Source organism: Pseudomonas sp. R11F (assembly GCF_050312575.1).
GTDB lineage: Bacteria > Pseudomonadota > Gammaproteobacteria > Pseudomonadales > Pseudomonadaceae > Aquipseudomonas > Aquipseudomonas palleroniana.
Map to the genome: position 1 here is coordinate 17,887 of NZ_JBNPJU010000006.1, position 16,443 is coordinate 34,329.

The following is a 16,443-nucleotide window of genomic DNA, read 5'->3' on the forward strand; positions in this document are numbered from 1 at the left end:
CCTCTATACACTCCAATGCCTTGTGCTCGCAGCGCCAAATATGGAGTCGTCATAACGTCCAGTCTGGCTGCAGATACTACTTATTTGCCAACACTCGGCTTCTCAAGCTCGCCAGCATGAAATTTTATCGCCAGAGCAACCAGCGGTAGATAGCCGAGAACCAGCCCCCAGGCGCCATCCAAACCGTATAAAACAACACCCATGGATATGGGCAAAAGCCAGAATACATTGATGGCCGCCACTGCCAAAGTCACAGGCAGATGTTTGCCGAATGTACGCGAAGCAAATTGGTAAGCATGGCTGCGATGAGCTTCGTAAACCTTATCACCGCGCAATAAGCGCCGTACCAAAGTGAAGGTTGCATCGACCACAAATACCCCCAGCAATATCAACCAGGCCCAGAAAAATGACGATTGGGTCCACGCAGCCTGGATGGAGAAGCAGGCTAAGATGACACCCAAAAACCCACTTCCGGCATCACCCATGAATATTTTTGCGGGTGGGAAATTCCAGAGCAGAAACGCTCCCACCGCAGCAGCCAATAGCAAGGGCAACCAGATCATATCCTGATGTCCGCTCATCGTATAAAGCAAGCAGGCTCCCAGACATGCGCACATTGCCTCAACACTGGCGATACCATCGATTCCGTCCATGAAATTATAGAGGTTGAGCATCCACACCATATACACAGCAGCCAGTACGCTACCGACTATACCGAGCTCCAGAGTCCATCCAAAAACGCTCAGCGGAGCGAGCCCGTTGAGCCAGAACAATGCCCAAATGGCTGCGGAAAAATGGCCAACCAAACGCCAACGAGCAGCGATATGCCCGTGATCGTCCATGAAGCCCAGCACTGCAACCAGGGCTCCGGCCCCCCCTACTGCAACCAACGAGTCCGTAGATACCAGCCCAAGCCATGCCAGCAGCGGAATAACAGCAAGGAAGGCAAGCACAATCGCTACCCCACCGCCTCGAGGCGTGGGTACCGAGTGCGAGCTGCGCGCATTCGGGATATCAATGATGCTTCGCGAAAGCGCGTATCGACGGATGACAGCGGTCATCACAAATGAGACCAACGCAACAGCAGGAACAATCCACCAGTAACTCATTTCTTTTCATTTTCCATGAAATCCGACGCAGTGACCTTCAACGCCTCATTTACCGACAGTGGAGGCATCCATCCCAAGACGGAACGTGTCTTGGCGATATCGACCTGCAATGAACCACACAAGCGCTGTGACAAACTACGCTTACCCAGCATGTTCGCCCCTACGCTTAACAGTACAGCGGGCACAGGAAGAAGACGCGCCGGCTTACCCAACGCAGATGCCATTTTGCGCAGTAATGTGGTGGTTGATAAATCTTCACCATCACTGACCATGAACGTCTGATTAGCCGCAGCCGGGTGACTGACGCAAGTGATGATCAAATCGACCAGGTTGTCCAAGGCAACCAGACTGCGGGCGTTATGAATAGCGCCAAAAGGCAATGGCACACCTTTATGCAGCCAACGCATCATGCTGCGAAAGTTAGCTTTCACACCTGGCCCATAGACCAGTACGGGGCGAATAATCACGACCTCCATTCCAGTGGTCGAGGCCAACTGACGCAACCCCTGCTCAGCTTCCATCTTCGAAACACCGTAAGGGTCTGACGGATTACCCGCTTGGTCGGCTGTAAAAGGTGCACCCGGTGCAGTGCTTTCGCCATTGACCTTGATCGAACTGAGAAACACAAACCGCCTTACGCCCGCTGCAGCAGCCTGACGTGCAAGGTTTAGAGTACCTTCCACATTCGCACGACGAAAAGCCTCCAGCGGGTCAGCTTCCTGGTCGTTCATGACATGTACGCGAGCCGCGCAATGCACCACGGTATCAATACCATTGAGTTCGGATGAAAAGCTCGCGGTCGAAAGGTCGTCGAACCGGACGACCTGCTCTGCTTCAGGGCAAGTAAAATTCGCCCCTCTTACAGCTACAGTGACTCGAATATCAGTGCGAGCGGCTAAAACTCGAACCAACCGACCACCAACAAATCCCGATGCTCCAGTCACAAATATCTGCACACAAAGCTCCTTGCTTATGACTTCGACCAAACGGTGCGGTTAATGTAATCGGTATAACTGTGCACGATTCGTACGACTTTCTTGGACACGGCGCCGCCGAGGTAATCATCGACCACCGCAATATTGCGCTCGCCGCGTACATGTTGTGATGTCACCACACGAACAGCGTTGAGAACGCGCTCGGTTTTCAAACCACACATGATCAGCGTACCCTCGTCCATACCTTCCGGACGCTCATGGGCGTTACGGATCGTGACGGCCGGCAGATTCAGAAGAGAAGCTTCTTCAGTGATTGTGCCGCTGTCAGAAAGAATGCAGTAAGCGCCCATCTGCAACTTGATGTAGTCCAGCAAGCCGAACGGCTTGACGAAACGAATCAATGGATGATCAAGCGACTCACCCAACGCCTCGAGACGCTTGCGCGTACGTGGATGCGTAGACACGATCACCGGGTATTGATATTGGTCAGCCAAAGCCTTCAGGGAACCCAGCAAGTCGCGAAGGTTCTCTGGGGTATCAACGTTTTCCTCACGGTGCGTGCTGACAATGAAATAACGCCCCGTTTCCAGCCCTTCTCGCGCCAACACGTCCGAGGCTTCGATCTTAGGCATGTAATGGTTCAAGACTTCTTCCATGTGGGAACCCGTCTTGATAATGGTTTCCGGGCGTACGCCTTCATCAAGCAGGTACCGACGAGCGTGCTCGGTCAGCACCATGTTGATATCGCTCAAGTGATCCAATACCTTGCGGTTCAGTTCCTCGGGCACGCGCTGGTCAAAGCAACGATTACCGGCTTCCATGTGAAACACTGGAATCTTTCTACGCTTGGCGGCGATAACCGCCAAACAGGTGTTGGTATCACCGTAAAGTAACAGAGCGTCCGGCTTTTCCTTCTCAAAAAGCTCATCGGACTTCTCAATGACCTGTGCGATGGTCTGGGCAGCGGTCTCACCGACGGCGCCTAGAAAATAGTCCGGTTTGCGAATCTCCAGGTCATCAAAAAATACCTGATTGAGCTCAAAATCATAGTTTTGACCAGAGTGGACCAAAATATGATTAGTCTGCTTATCCAACTCTGCAATCACTCGGCTCATCTTGATGAGTTCCGGGCGAGTTCCTACCAGGGTCATAACCTTAAGCATTGAGTTGCTCCTGAATGAAGTCCAGCTTGAGCAACAGCTTTTTAACACCTTCCACGTCGAGACGTTCGGTGTTGTGGGAGGTATAGTCGTCCAATTCGGAGATCTCGGTTTCGCCTTCAACGAAATACTTCTCGTAGTTGAGGTCGCGATTATCCGCCGGGATACGATAGTAACGGCCCATATCTTCAGCTTTGGCCATTTCTTCACGAGAAATCAAAGACTCATACAGTTTCTCGCCGTGGCGAGTGCCGATGACTTTAATTGAGTTCAAGCGGTTGAAGAGTTCTTTCAATGCCTGAGCCAGAACTTCTACCGTGGAAGCCGGGGCTTTCTGAACGAAAATATCGCCTTGCTCAGCGTGCTCGAATGCATGCAGCACCAAATCGACCGAGTCTTCCAGGGACATCAGGAAACGCGTCATATTAGGGTCGGTAACGGTCAGTTCACCGCCCTGCTTGAGCTGATTGATGAACAATGGAATGACAGAACCACGGGACGCCATAACGTTACCGTAGCGTGTGGAGCAAATGACCGGGCCGGCCTTCGGAATCATGCGGGACTTGGCGACTACCAACTTCTCCGCCATCGCCTTGGAAATGCCCATTGCGTTGATTGGGTAAACCGCTTTGTCGGTGCTCAAGACCACAACACGTTCCACATTATTGGCAATCGCCGCGTTCAGAACGTTCTCGGTACCCAGCACGTTGGTTTTGACGGCCTCCATCGGGTAGAACTCGCACGAGGGAACCTGCTTGAGTGCGGCGGCATGGAAAATGTAATTCACCCCAACCATAGCTTGGGAAATACTGTTGTAATCACGTACGTCGCCGATATAAAACTTTACCTTGTCATTACCGAGCGCAATGCGCATGTCTTCTTGTTTTTTTTCGTCACGGCTAAATACGCGAATTTCTTTTACGTTCGTATCAAGAAAACGCTTCAAAACCGTATTACCGAAAGAGCCAGTACCACCGGTAATCATTAAAACTTTATTATCAAACATCAAAAAACTCCTAAATTATCGCTGAGCGCGCATAAACTTAATAAGATCCGGCCAGGCCGGTGGCACATAACCGACTGCTTCACGAAAACGTGTCGAATCCAGAGAGCGGTCAATAACCAATTGTTCATCAGCTACGATGTCAATATTCTTCTCATAGACTTTGGCGATTTCATTCAGCAAGGTGAACTTGTCAATAGGTGCAACGGACACATGGTAAAGCCCGAACAATTCCTTGTGAGGCAACACAAAATCAACAATGATGCGCGCCAGCTCTGCGGTGGGTACGCCGGAGAAAATCGCTTTCGTGAAGCCTTTCACTGCCCCTTCCTGAGATAGGAACCAATCAACCAGAGAGGAGCAACTGGCCAGCTCGTGACCAATAATAGAGGTTCGCAAAGTAATCGCATGCTCTTCATCATGCAGCTCACCGATAAACTTAGATTTGCCATACAAGTCTTCCGCATCGGACAGATCCGACTCAACATACATGCCTTTGGCACCGGTAAATACGCAATCGGTACTAATATGAACGAGACGAGCCCCCGTCAACTTGCATAGCTTTGACAATCGATGCGGCAACATCGAATTCAATGGCAACGTTGACAGCGGGTCTTTGGCTTGAGCCAACTGCTTGATCAGGCCTACACAGTTTATGACAACGTCCGGGCGATTTTTCTCGAACACACCGACTAATGACTCATAATCAAGAACATCTATATCAGAATAGAAGTGATCTCTATGCTTCTCTTCAAAGTGCTTCGCCCCTCCTTTTCCACGCATAGTGCCGAACACACTATGTTCGGTGTGATTGGCAATGTACTTGAATACAGCACTCCCTAACATCCCCGTCACGCCAAGCACTAATATCTTCATCATTAATCTCTAAGAGTTCGCACGTTCTTTAATAATTTGGACCAACCGACGGCACTGGTTCTTCATCTCGTAATTATTACAGAAAAAACTAAAGCCTGCCGCCCCATAAGCGGCTCTTTTTTCCAGAGCTGCCGCATGCAGCATCTCTATATTCCTGGCCAGCGCGGCAGCGTCCTCAGCCGGCGAACAAAGCCCTGCTCCCGCCTGAGCGACGACTCTAGCGCCTTCACCATCCAACGCAGCCAGAATAGGCTTACCGGCCGCCATATACGCCTGGACCTTGCTGGGTATAGTCAAAGTGAATATTTCGTCGCGCTTGAGCGTGACCAGCAATGCTTCGCTCTTGGAAAACAACTCGGGCATCAATGACGATGGTAGCCGCCCCACCAGCTCCAGATTGTCCAAGTGATGTTGGCGTTTCTGCTCACGCATCCACTCAAGCCGACTGCCACTACCCACCACGACTATTTTGCAATCCAAATGGCCTAAAGCTTTGGCAGCATCAATAATGGTTTCCAAAGACTGAGCGAAGCCCAGGTTACCAGCGAAAACCACACAGAAATTGGATGATAATAATTGGTTGATTTCAAGCGGTAGTCGGTCCGTCGCTTCCACATCGACCGATGGAACACGGTAAGAATTGGGGTAGTAAACAATCTTGTCTTTAGCGGCATACTTTGATGCCGAGGAGACGAAGGCTTCGGACTGAACCAGGATGGTATCAGTCTGCGCATAAATAAAACGTACAAGAAGCCCCACGATCTTGAGCAAGAAAGGATTTTTAATGAATCCAGTGGCCTTAAGGGTTTCCGGCCATAGGTCTTGCACCCACACCATCAAGTGGGCGCCACTGGATCGCTTCAGGACAATCGCTGGAATGGCCGCAGTAATGGGTGAAACGGCGAATACTATGATTGCATCAAACTGCTTGCCGGCATTTTTTTTGGGGAAGAACCTGATCCCATTGGTCACGAACGACAGATAATTGAGCACCAAGTTCTTGGCGCCTCCGGCCTTTCTTGGCCTCAACGGGGCCCGATGAACCTTTATCGAATCCCTATACAGATGCTCACTGCACGCATTTTGATCATAACCTTCGTAGGTTTCACCCTCCGGATAGTTCGGCTGCCCCGTGAAAACTTCCACGTCATGACCTAACGCCGCCAACTCCTCGACAATATCATTGATAATAAAGCTCTCAGGATAAAAATACTGAGTCACAATCGCAATATTCAAAGACATATCAATTCACACTATCAAATCTGGATTTCAGCCCACGCGGGCCCTGTACGACCACCGACTTAAAAAACGAAAACATTGCAACCCAACGATTCATTTTCATATCAAATGACGGCTTACGACTTGACAGCTCAACAAACTTATCCGACGTTTCGACGATATCAAATGATTTTGCCTTTACGCGATGTTGGTTAGAGACTTCCAAGTACTGCTCTGGATTTAGAGCCTGCAACATGGCAATAGTATCTAGAATGCCCACCCGTACAGTTGTAGCCGTCGCTTCATTGTACGAGTAGCCAGAAACATCCGAAAACAATCCGCAGGTCAATGGCTCCTCTATGGATTCAATGCCCACTACAGAAGGAATACCGGCGGCCGACGCTTCAATAATTGTTGTGCCTGAGCCAACGAAACAAAAAGCGCCCTCGAGGATAGAGGGAAGCTCTGCATACTCCACCTCCCCTTTGAAATGCACATATTTACCGACACCACACGCCTGCGCCAAAGACTCAAGAGCCGCTCGCTCAGGGCCATCACCATAAATAAAGTACTCAAAATCGGCCTGTTTGCGCAGCTCGGCCAGCTGTGAAATCACATGTTTGTTATAGACCTTAAAATCAACCAGACGGCCTACTGAAACAATCCGCAGAGAAGACTGCAGCGGACGTCGATTGGCATAGCTCTCAAAGGAAATACCCAGTGGCAGAATATCTAAATTGCTCACTTCGACATTGGCAAATGCAGACGCCATCTCAGCGGTCCTTTCGTTCGGAAACAGCGTCAACTCCACATTGCGATCATAGAGCTCTAGCATCTTCCTTCTGAAATAGATATCTCGCCCACGCCACCAGCAAATTTCTTTGGAATGGTAAATACCAATACTTAATGCTGTAAAACGAAGACGTGACTTATTAAGAAAAACATATGCCAACGTTAAAATATCTACCACATGCACAATGTCGTAATGGGCCTGATCTTTTTTTGCAGGAATAAGTGCGTTAATCCAACTTGATGCCGAAAAGAAAGGCACGTGTTCCACGACATTGACGGTCGCGTAGCGAGATAGTTCCTCGAACAGACCGGCGTCACTCTTGTTTGAGAGCAGCGTCACGGTGACCTTATGTCCCGCCAGACTGAGATACTTCGCCAGCCGGACAACGTAGGTCTCAACCCCACCAATGGCCAACCCGCCCATCACAAACAGAATGTTCTTCATAAACTCACCAGAAAATCATAGAAAATCAAAAAACACTTCAGACCCGCCCGTCCAGCCCGAGTTAGTACTCAAGTTCAGGTACAACGTTCCAAAAGCATAAAGACAAACCGCCAAAAATCCGAGCTTCCTGCCGAGCAGATGAACAGCAATCATTGGAAGCAAAACATATTCAAACATCGATATGCTTGCATACCCACGCCCGGCCAAAATGGCGAAATCACCCAGCACAATCCGAAAGAAAGCAGCACAATAAAACATGCAGAAAACCAGATTAAAGGTGGGATAGCGCACCTCCAACTTTCGCCAACATATCAGCGAAAGCAATATGATTAATAAATTTTTTATATTAACCATATCAAACAACGGCAACGCGTAACTGTACATGTCAGCATTAAGATAAAGTTCAATTTTTTCGCCTACAAACCCAAACAGTGCCGCTTGGCGCAGCACTGATTTAAAGTCAATCAGCATTGCCATCAAGACAAGTATGACACTGACGAACAAGTACAAAATCCTTTTTGGCTTCATCTTATAAAGCGAAAGGGGGATAATGAAAAATACCGATGAAACGTGCACCAAAGTGGCAGCAATAACATAAAATGCCAGCTTCATGTAACGTTGTCTATGCAAATACATCGCTGCTAAAAATAGCAATCCGGAGGCAATACCCAAGCGTATTGCATTCAATTCTTTTGCAAGATAAAAATGTGTAAAATAGACCAAAACACCCAAAGCGAAATAAGGAGAAAAGTACCGTATACTTCTTATATTGAGCACTACCGCAAACAGCGAACTGAACCCAAACAAGACAAACGAGTTTTTTCCAATCACCGCCAACAAGGAGAGAAACATGAAAAAGCCAAACTCGACATTAAATGTCGAGTAGCTGTAATCACAGTAAATATTTTTACAATCCAATAACGACGGAATTTCATTCGCCATCTGCAAGTAAGCGAGGTCATCGCTCCCCACACCTGCTGCTCTCAACGTCGCTAACAGTATCAGGGGGGCCCCCATCAGGACTGATATGACCACAGACGGCAGGCGCCGATCACTAAGCACGTCAAACGCCGCAACGATTACTAAGAATCCAAATACGAGGTACAACGGGAGTACAAATTCCAACCCCATTATCTGCGCGCCCAATAAACAAAGCCAACGATGGAAATCACAAAGAAAATAATATAGGCCAGCATATAGGAATACATGACGCCGTGGACGCCACCTACATCTCTCCCCACAGAAAATGTCAACCCGACAAATAGAAGTGCCTGTACTACCTCAGACAGGATGTACAACTTTGTCGCCGCTTTCGCAACAGCAACAAAACCGACGACATAAGCGGCCACCTTAAAAAAGTCACCGATTAATTGAAATATGATGAAGTTTTCCAGATCGTGGAATTCAGAAGACAGCAACAGCGGAATAAAAAAGTGACGTCCGAAGTACAAGACGCTCCCTCCCGCCAAAAATACTGCCATCACCAGCAGCATGAATTTCACAACGTGGGTAGTGATGAGCCCCTTGTCCTGAATGGCCGAAATCATGGGCATGAAATAAGAAGCCAGGAAGACGCTGAAAAAACCGATATACGCGCTCGATAATTTTATGCTGCCTTGCCAAATCCCCGCTTCAGAATAACCTACCTGCGTGATAAGCGACTCCCTGATGACAATTTCCACGACCGGGAACATCACTGCGCTGACCAGTAGCATCAGCCCGAACCTGGAAAAACTCTTGGCGAGGGGCATGTCGAACCTGCGCCATTTGAGCATCCTCACCAGTGGTAATCCCCTTAGAAAAATCGGGGAAATAAGCACAGGTATGGAAAATATTGCCAACATGGCGATAGCGGCGCCGGGTAAGCCAAATGCGTAAATCAACCACCAGATGACGGGAAGTGCAAGTAGATTGGAAACGACTTGAACCATTGCATTAACTTTTAACTTTCCCAGACCGTTGAAAAAGCCGGAAAACAAAATATTAAATGCAAAAAATAGCTGAGAAAACGCAAGCAGTAAAACCACCCAATAATATTCAGCCTCTCCAAAAACAAATGCAGATATCCTTTCCGAAAATACTCCTAACAGCAATAACGAAACAACACAAAAACCTGCGGCATAAAAAACCGATGTCGAAAACAATCGATCCAATTTGAATCGATTATTCTTGAACTCCGCAACGTACTTAATCACACCATGGCTAATTCCGCCGCCGGCCAATAGGACGGCAATCGATACCAGACTCATGAAATGACCCAATTTACCCAAGCCATCTGCACCCAGGTAAAAAGCAATCAGCTTGAGTATGCAAAACCCAACAAGTATTTTAGATGCTTGGGCGGCGCTCGTAAAAAAAGCGCCGGCCAACATGCCACTACCTGCGTTGTTTAATTTACCGGCCGGCGGCATCAACGGCTCCTATTACGGAGTCAATTACGTGCTGCACTTCGGCATCTGACATGCCGTACCAGATAGGCAAACGAATCAGGCGCTCACTTTCCTGGGTAGTAAAACGATCTTCACCAGCAAACCGCCCCAATACGACGCCTGCTGGAGCGCTGTGCAGAGGTACATAGTGGAATACTGCACCGACCCCAGCTGCATTTAAGTGTTTAATACAGGCTGTGCGAGCCTTGATATTTTTTACTTTAATGTAAAACATATGGGCATTACCGACACAGTCACTTGGCGTAGTCGGTGTCTCAATCAAACCTTCTGCCACCAACCCCGACAACGAAGCGTTATACCGCTGCCAAACACTTAATCTGAAGTCATTGATTACATCGGCACGTTCAAGTTGACCAAACAGATAGGCCGCCTGTAACTCGCCTGGAAGATAACTACTCCCAATATCAACCCAAGTATATTTATCAATCATGCCTCTAAAAAACTGGCTACGATTGGTGCCTTTTTCGCGGATAATCTCAGCGCGACCAATGAAACGCTTGTCATTGATCAGCAACAATCCTCCTTCACCGCCACTCGTATAGTTTTTTGTTTCATGAAAACTATAGGCCGCCAAATGGCCTATAGTGCCCAACTTACGACCTTTATACGTGGACATCATGCCCTGTGCGGCGTCCTCCACGACAAACAGGCCGTGGCGCTGCGCAATGTCCATGATCACATCCATTTCACAGGCAATGCCGGCATAATGAACGGGTACGATCGCCTTGGTATTTTCAGTAATCGCAGCTTCGATCAGGGTTTCATCAATATTCATCGTATCTGGGCGAATATCGACAAATACAATCTTTGCCCCGCGCAATACGAATGCATTCGCCGTACTGACAAAAGTAAAGCTAGGCATGATGACTTCATCGCCCGGCTGAATATCAATCAAGATAGCGGCCATTTCGAGCGCTTGGGTGCATGAAGGGGTCAGGAGCGCCTTTTCACAGGAAAACGTTTCCTCAAACCAGCGCTGGCAACTAACGGTAAAATCACCATCGCCCGACATTTTGGCGCTGCGCATCGCCTGGGTCACGTATTGATCTTCATTACCTGTATAAGGCGGTTTATTAAATGGAATTTTCATCATGCTCACCGTTAAATTCTTTTTCTAATTGAAGTAAATCTTTCTTTCGTTCTTTGACCCTTTTCGCAGGGATACCAGCATAGATACCCCAGGCATCTGTGCTTTTAGTCAGGAGCGCCATCGCTCCGATGGCACAACCTTCGGCCACGTCTACGCCTGGAAATATAACGGCTCCAGCACCTACGATGACATGCTTGTGCAGATGAACTGCCGAAAACACTTCTTTCTTGTATTTTTTGGGAACGAGGGAATTGGTCAGCGTTTCCCCACTGTAGTCATCAGACTGAGAAAACACTTTAACTCCATATGCCAGCGTGCAAAAATCATCCAAAAAAACACCGGGTGTTCCACCGGCGATAAGGCACATTGGGGTTATATGATTAAACTTGCCAAGCTTTACTTTCCCAGAGATAACACAAAAGTCATCAATCCTAGAAAAGTCGCCAATTTCCATTTCATCAGCGTTATAAATACTGGCACGATCGCTGATCTTGACCTCTTTGCCGAGGCTCTTAAACCCCATTTTAGCTAACTGATCGTTTGATAAATATGCCATAAATTCCCTACAAGTAGCCCACACGGCCAGGATTTCTTCAGTGACCTTACCGCAACGCCCCATAGCGCTGTTCGGCCTTCTGAAATCTGATGGCGATTTTAGACATTTTTACGCAAAGGCAATAGCATAATCACCAAGCGCTCACGCCGCTTCAGTCACCGTCAAAAAGGCACGGCCAAATGGCCAGTGCCAGCCAGAAAATCGCAGCCTCCCATCATAGCCGGATTTCCGCTCATGCTGCATGGGGTGGTTTTGACCGCGCACGCACTACTTAATTTCCGTCCTCACCCGCAAGACAGAACGGAATAGGGCCAAGGCTATACTTAACACCAAGCCTGCTATCAAACCGCCACCAATGATAAAAGCTTTTTTGGGTTTGTATGCACTCAAAGGCTCCAGTGCGGCACGGTCTATAGAGACCAGCTTGAGATTATCCATATCAATGTTCAGATTGCGCAAACGAGCCATTTCGGCGCGCAGCGGTTCGACATCAGCGAGAAAAATATCTTCATTCTCACGACTCTTCAGCACCTCGACTTCTCGGTTGGACTGAAGCAACTGCAACTCTTTGGCAATTTGAGCTATACGAGCTTCGGAAAAATCGTCGGAACCTCGTTGAGCAAGCGCACGGCGTTCAGCTTCAAGTGCATCCACGCCCATAAAATAGAGCGGTATCTGCTGATTATTGATCTCTGTGCGCATTACGCTGCTTGAGCCAGTCCGGGCTACATCACCAAGCGAAGAAGGTGTGGTTGGCTTAACAATCCCCAATGATCGGGCAATACCAATCGCTTCGTTCAATTGTGCGATGCGATCGACGCGCAGTGTCTTGAGTTGAGCGCGCAACGCTTTAAGTTCATCCTGCAACCGCGCACGCTTAATATTATCCGCCTCGAGCAATGAAGCTATCTTGGCTTCCTTATTGGTTTCATAACTGGCGCGAGCAGCATTAAACTTTCCAGAAATCTCATTTAGACGGTTTTTAACAATAACATTCAAATCAGCCGCTATCTGTTTTCTCTCACTTTGTATAGCGTATTGCACAAAGTTATTGAGGATAGTTACACCATCAACGCCTTTCGGATAATTCATTTCAAGCCGGATATAAGCACTTAAAGAATCCGCTTTTTTTGGATCAGGCAAAATCAAGTTTATCGAGTCTCGATTGAACTCCTCGAAGCTCTGCTCAAGCGTACGCCCTGGGCGCTCAAATTCACTGAACAGCGGTTGATTTTCCCTAAAGAACCCCAAACGAGTCTCATATGACTCCAGGGACGCTCCCAGCTTGGCCAGCGCTTCGCCTGGAGGGAGCTTGTAGACCTCTGAGCGATTCAATGCATCCAACTCGTTGATTGCAACCGGCCTTAGCACGCTGCTGACTTGATACTCCGGAGTCGCTAAAAAGGCGTAGGCGGCAGCAAGAAGCACGAAGCCAGAAGTCACCAAGACAATAAGCTTTTTTTGCTGCTTGACAGTCTGAAAAAGCGCGACGAGATTTATTTCGTCAGAGGGATAAAGCGAGGGCGCGCGAAAACTACTACTCACAACAAAAACCTGCCTTCAAAGAGAAACTGCGGGCTCGTTATGCAGACAATTTTATGTATTTATTATTTTAGTTATATGACCGTCAAAACCCGGCGTCTCTGCCAAATTTTGAGCGCACAAAATGCCCGTTATCGAGAACAGATTCCATTCTGCCATCTCCCTGACATATTACAAGTCTTGACAGAGCCGTAGGATGATTCCTGACTGGCGAGAGATACAGTTCATAAGCTTGTAGGAAAACTAGGCCCGGAGCAAAGAGAGACATCAAGCGAGGAGACAAGCGCACAATATCGCGACCCGACTAGCAACCTACCAGCCCGGCAAAATCACGAGACCGCGCGACAATCAAAATGCATGAAGAAGATTTTCTGACAGACGGCGCCTAAGCCCGACATGCCGAACGCATAAAAGCAAAAGAATCGCTCTTAGCCACGCTCCGCAGGCACCGCTTTACGTCGGCGACCACCAACCACAACCCCCAATAGCGGCCCTATCAGCATCCCAGCAATCAATGCCAACACGACAAATACCGCTACCGGCATCTGCACAGTTGCCCAGCCTAGGAATGAGAGAGAAACACCCTGCTGGTTTTCCAGCACAAAACCCAAGACAGCTAGGACTGCAACCAGTACAACCAATAGCAGCACAACGCGCTTAAACCCACGCATAACCTTCTCCTAACCCCAAAAAGACTCAGACGCCTTCTTCCTCTTCTTCGTTCACCCGATCGCGCAATTCCTTGCCCGGTTTGAAATGGGGAACAAACTTACCGTCGAGACTGACGGACTGACCGGTCTTTGGGTTACGGCCAACACGCGGCGCACGGTAGTGCAATGAGAAACTGCCAAAGCCTCGGATCTCGATACGATCTCCGGTAGCCAGGCACTGGGACATTTGCTCAAGCATGGTCTTGATGGCCAACTCCACATCCTTGGATGAGAGCAGCCCTTGATGGGTGACAATACGTTCGATCAACTCCGACTTCGTCATATTTTTCCCTTCTTTTTCAAGCAGCTAGGAAAAGCGCTCCGAAGGTTTTAGCATGACTTGATGAATTTGAACAGCCCATACGGTGACTTATCTCCAGGTACGACGGACACCTGCAAACACACCTTACGACCTCAGTTGCAGATGACCAGCATGGTACGCGTTACCGCGCCGGCAGGGTTCCACCCAAACAGGTAGTCGCCCTCTTCATCCTTGGCATCACTGGACCGAGTGACGACCTTGTAGCCTTGCGCCTTACACTCGCGCGCAGCGCGCTTTTCGCACTTGTCCCAGCCAGAACCAAGCCCTGAGCAGTCGATCTCTATGCCACTCACCCCGCGCTTGGCGTGAGTCTTGGCGCTAGTGGCAGAACACCCCACGAGCATCGCTACCGCAAGCACTACGATCAGCCTCTTCATTTAATTCCTTATTGAAAAAACAACAGAACAGTCATACTCCTGAAAACTATAGCCAGTTCCCATCCTGGGCTGTAGACCTCAACTCTCTGTTGTTGATTCAACGAATTTCAGGCACAAAAAAGGGCGACCGAAGTCGCCCTTTTTCTATAGCTTTACAGAACTTAGTTCTGCTTAGCCATTGCCTGGCGCAGCAGTGCCGCCATGGTGGTGTCAGTACTTTCAGCTTCTGGAGCAGCTTTCAAGTTCTGGATCGCTTCTTTCTCTTCAGCATCGTCTTTCGACTTGATGGAGAGCTGGATCACGCGGCTCTTGCGGTCAACGCTGATGATCTTGGCTTCTACTTCCTGGCCTTCTTTCAGAACGTTGCGCGCGTCTTCAACGCGGTCACGGCTGATTTCGGAGGCTTTCAGAGTCGCTTCGATATCGTCGGCCAGAACGATGATGGCGCCTTTGGCGTCAACTTCTTTCACAGTGCCTTTAACGATCGCGCCTTTGTCGTTGTCCTGAACGTATTCAGAGAACGGGTCGCTTTCCAGTTGCTTGATGCCCAGGGAGATGCGCTCGCGCTCTGGGTCAACCGACAGGATAACGGTGTCCAGCTCGTCGCCCTTCTTGAAACGACGAACAGCTTCTTCGCCCACTTCGTTCCAGGAGATGTCGGACAGGTGAACCAGGCCGTCGATGCCGCCGTCCAGACCAATGAAGATACCGAAATCGGTGATCGACTTGATGGTGCCGGAGATTTTATCGCCCTTGTTGAACTGGCCAGAGAAATCTTCCCATGGGTTAGATTTGCACTGCTTGATGCCCAGGGAGATACGACGACGCTCTTCGTCGATGTCCAGAACCATAACTTCCACTTCGTCGCCGACTTGTACGACTTTCGAAGGGTGGATGTTCTTGTTGGTCCAGTCCATTTCGGAAACGTGTACCAGGCCTTCCACGCCTTCTTCCAGCTCAGCGAAGCAGCCGTAGTCGGTCAGGTTGGTTACACGCGCAGTTACGCGAGTGCTTTCTGGGTAACGAGCTTTGATAGCAACCCATGGATCTTCGCCCAGCTGCTTCAAGCCCAGGGAAACGCGGTTACGCTCACGATCGTACTTCAGAACCTTGACATCGATCTCGTCGCCAACATTGACGATTTCGGAAGGATGCTTGATACGCTTCCAAGCCATGTCGGTAATGTGCAGCAGGCCATCGACGCCACCCAGATCGACGAATGCGCCGTAATCGGTGAGGTTCTTGACGATACCTTTGACTTGCTGGCCTTCCTGCAGGGATTCCAGCAGAGCTTCACGCTCGGCGGAGTTCTCTGCTTCCAGGACGCTGCGACGGGAAACGACAACGTTGTTGCGCTTCTGGTCGAGTTTGATGACCTTGAATTCGAGTTCTTTGCCTTCCAGGTGCGTGGTGTCGCGCACTGGACGAACGTCGACCAAAGAACCTGGCAGGAACGCACGGATGCCGTTAACGTCGACAGTGAAGCCGCCTTTAACCTTACCGTTGATAACGCCCTTGACCACTTCTTCAGCTGCGAAGGCTGCTTCGAGAACAATCCAGCATTCAGCGCGCTTGGCTTTTTCACGGGACAGCTTGGTTTCACCGAAACCGTCTTCAACCGAGTCCAGAGCAACGTGAACTTCGTCACCGACATTGATAGTCAGGTCACCAGCATCGTTGTAGAACTGTTCCAGCGGGATCAGAGCTTCAGACTTCAGACCAGCGTGAACGGTTACCCAGCGAGCTTGGTAATCGATATCAACGATAACACCGGTGATGATGGAGCCTGCCTGAAGGTTCAGGGTTTTTAGGCTTTCTTCAAAGAGTTCCGCAAAGCTTTCGCTCATTTTAATTCCTG

Annotated in this window: 16 protein-coding genes; all 16 read right to left on the reverse strand. The window is 49.1% G+C overall.

Annotated elements, in window-relative coordinates; translation table 11 throughout:
* Positions 1–80 precede the first annotated feature (80 nt).
* The 16 genes from ACQRBV_RS01050 to rpsA all read right to left on the reverse strand — a co-directional run bounded on the left by ACQRBV_RS01050 (position 81) and on the right by rpsA (position 16,432).
* The gene (locus ACQRBV_RS01050; RefSeq protein WP_411984526.1) at positions 81–1,109 is read right to left on the reverse strand and encodes an MraY family glycosyltransferase; all 1,029 of its coding nucleotides are present in this window, start codon (positions 1,107–1,109) and stop codon (positions 81–83) included.
* Positions 1,106–2,065: a UDP-glucose 4-epimerase family protein gene (locus tag ACQRBV_RS01055; RefSeq protein ID WP_104995874.1), complete on the reverse strand. Its 960-nt coding sequence runs from the start codon at positions 2,063–2,065 to the stop codon at positions 1,106–1,108. The genes ACQRBV_RS01050 and ACQRBV_RS01055 overlap by 4 nt, the downstream gene beginning before the upstream one ends.
* A gap of 14 nt (positions 2,066–2,079) precedes the next feature.
* Complete coding sequence (wecB, locus tag ACQRBV_RS01060; protein ID WP_161548814.1) at positions 2,080–3,207, reverse strand: non-hydrolyzing UDP-N-acetylglucosamine 2-epimerase; 1,128 nt, start codon at positions 3,205–3,207, stop codon at positions 2,080–2,082.
* Positions 3,200–4,210, reverse strand: coding sequence for a nucleoside-diphosphate sugar epimerase/dehydratase (locus ACQRBV_RS01065; protein WP_104995872.1), 1,011 nt, complete (start codon positions 4,208–4,210; stop codon positions 3,200–3,202). Before ACQRBV_RS01065 ends, wecB begins: the two co-directional genes overlap by 8 nt.
* Positions 4,211–4,225: 15 nt before the next feature.
* Positions 4,226–5,083 (reverse strand): dTDP-4-dehydrorhamnose reductase family protein, encoded by an 858-nt coding sequence (locus ACQRBV_RS01070; protein ID WP_244384001.1) that lies wholly within the window; start codon positions 5,081–5,083, stop codon positions 4,226–4,228.
* Positions 5,084–5,092: 9 nt separating this feature from the next.
* Positions 5,093–6,325 (reverse strand): glycosyltransferase family 4 protein, encoded by a 1,233-nt coding sequence (locus ACQRBV_RS01075; RefSeq protein WP_411984525.1) that lies wholly within the window; start codon positions 6,323–6,325, stop codon positions 5,093–5,095.
* Position 6,326: 1 nt separating this feature from the next.
* Positions 6,327–7,538, reverse strand: a complete 1,212-nt coding sequence (locus tag ACQRBV_RS01080) for a glycosyltransferase family 4 protein (RefSeq protein ID WP_104995871.1) — start codon at positions 7,536–7,538, stop codon at positions 6,327–6,329.
* 15 nt (positions 7,539–7,553) lie between these two features.
* Positions 7,554–8,684: an EpsG family protein gene (locus ACQRBV_RS01085; protein ID WP_161548813.1), complete on the reverse strand. Its 1,131-nt coding sequence runs from the start codon at positions 8,682–8,684 to the stop codon at positions 7,554–7,556.
* Positions 8,669–9,949, reverse strand: a complete 1,281-nt coding sequence (locus ACQRBV_RS01090; RefSeq protein ID WP_244384003.1) for an O-antigen translocase — start codon at positions 9,947–9,949, stop codon at positions 8,669–8,671. Before ACQRBV_RS01090 ends, ACQRBV_RS01085 begins: the two co-directional genes overlap by 16 nt.
* Positions 9,933–11,078 carry a dTDP-4-amino-4,6-dideoxygalactose transaminase gene (gene rffA / locus ACQRBV_RS01095; protein ID WP_104996218.1) on the reverse strand — a complete coding sequence of 382 codons (1,146 nt, stop codon included), beginning with the start codon at positions 11,076–11,078 and terminating at the stop codon, positions 9,933–9,935. The genes ACQRBV_RS01090 and rffA overlap by 17 nt, the downstream gene beginning before the upstream one ends.
* Positions 11,062–11,634 carry an acyltransferase gene (locus ACQRBV_RS01100; protein WP_161548812.1) on the reverse strand — a complete coding sequence of 191 codons (573 nt, stop codon included), beginning with the start codon at positions 11,632–11,634 and terminating at the stop codon, positions 11,062–11,064. The genes rffA and ACQRBV_RS01100 overlap by 17 nt, the downstream gene beginning before the upstream one ends.
* Positions 11,635–11,901: 267 nt before the next feature.
* Positions 11,902–13,179 carry a Wzz/FepE/Etk N-terminal domain-containing protein gene (locus tag ACQRBV_RS01105; RefSeq protein WP_161548811.1) on the reverse strand — a complete coding sequence of 426 codons (1,278 nt, stop codon included), beginning with the start codon at positions 13,177–13,179 and terminating at the stop codon, positions 11,902–11,904.
* Positions 13,180–13,604: 425 nt separating this feature from the next.
* On the reverse strand, positions 13,605–13,847 hold the full coding sequence (locus tag ACQRBV_RS01110; protein ID WP_161548810.1) for a lipopolysaccharide assembly protein LapA domain-containing protein: 243 nt from the start codon (positions 13,845–13,847) through the stop codon (positions 13,605–13,607).
* Positions 13,848–13,872: 25 nt separating this feature from the next.
* A complete protein-coding gene (gene ihfB, locus ACQRBV_RS01115) occupies positions 13,873–14,169 on the reverse strand; it encodes an integration host factor subunit beta (protein ID WP_003189779.1) in 297 nt (98 codons plus the stop codon).
* A gap of 131 nt (positions 14,170–14,300) precedes the next feature.
* Positions 14,301–14,585, reverse strand: coding sequence for a hypothetical protein (locus ACQRBV_RS01120; RefSeq protein ID WP_060753211.1), 285 nt, complete (start codon positions 14,583–14,585; stop codon positions 14,301–14,303).
* Between the two features lie 161 nt (positions 14,586–14,746).
* Positions 14,747–16,432: a 30S ribosomal protein S1 gene (gene rpsA, locus ACQRBV_RS01125; RefSeq protein ID WP_060753210.1), complete on the reverse strand. Its 1,686-nt coding sequence runs from the start codon at positions 16,430–16,432 to the stop codon at positions 14,747–14,749.
* Positions 16,433–16,443 lie beyond the last annotated feature (11 nt).

Coding starts and splice junctions, on each gene's coding strand:
- ACQRBV_RS01050 (WP_411984526.1), bottom strand. CDS start 1,109: ATGAGTTACTGGTGGATTGTTCCTGCTGTTGCGTTGGTCTCATTTGTG.
- wecB (WP_161548814.1), bottom strand. CDS start 3,207: ATGCTTAAGGTTATGACCCTGGTAGGAACTCGCCCGGAACTCATCAAG.
- ACQRBV_RS01065 (WP_104995872.1), bottom strand. CDS start 4,210: ATGTTTGATAATAAAGTTTTAATGATTACCGGTGGTACTGGCTCTTTC.
- ACQRBV_RS01070 (WP_244384001.1), bottom strand. CDS start 5,083: ATGAAGATATTAGTGCTTGGCGTGACGGGGATGTTAGGGAGTGCTGTA.
- ACQRBV_RS01075 (WP_411984525.1), bottom strand. CDS start 6,325: ATGTCTTTGAATATTGCGATTGTGACTCAGTATTTTTATCCTGAGAGC.
- ACQRBV_RS01080 (WP_104995871.1), bottom strand. CDS start 7,538: ATGAAGAACATTCTGTTTGTGATGGGCGGGTTGGCCATTGGTGGGGTT.
- ACQRBV_RS01090 (WP_244384003.1), bottom strand. CDS start 9,949: ATGCCGCCGGCCGGTAAATTAAACAACGCAGGTAGTGGCATGTTGGCC.
- rffA (WP_104996218.1), bottom strand. CDS start 11,078: ATGAAAATTCCATTTAATAAACCGCCTTATACAGGTAATGAAGATCAA.
- ACQRBV_RS01100 (WP_161548812.1), bottom strand. CDS start 11,634: ATGGCATATTTATCAAACGATCAGTTAGCTAAAATGGGGTTTAAGAGC.
- ACQRBV_RS01110 (WP_161548810.1), bottom strand. CDS start 13,847: ATGCGTGGGTTTAAGCGCGTTGTGCTGCTATTGGTTGTACTGGTTGCA.
- ihfB (WP_003189779.1), bottom strand. CDS start 14,169: ATGACGAAGTCGGAGTTGATCGAACGTATTGTCACCCATCAAGGGCTG.
- ACQRBV_RS01120 (WP_060753211.1), bottom strand. CDS start 14,585: ATGAAGAGGCTGATCGTAGTGCTTGCGGTAGCGATGCTCGTGGGGTGT.
- rpsA (WP_060753210.1), bottom strand. CDS start 16,432: ATGAGCGAAAGCTTTGCGGAACTCTTTGAAGAAAGCCTAAAAACCCTG.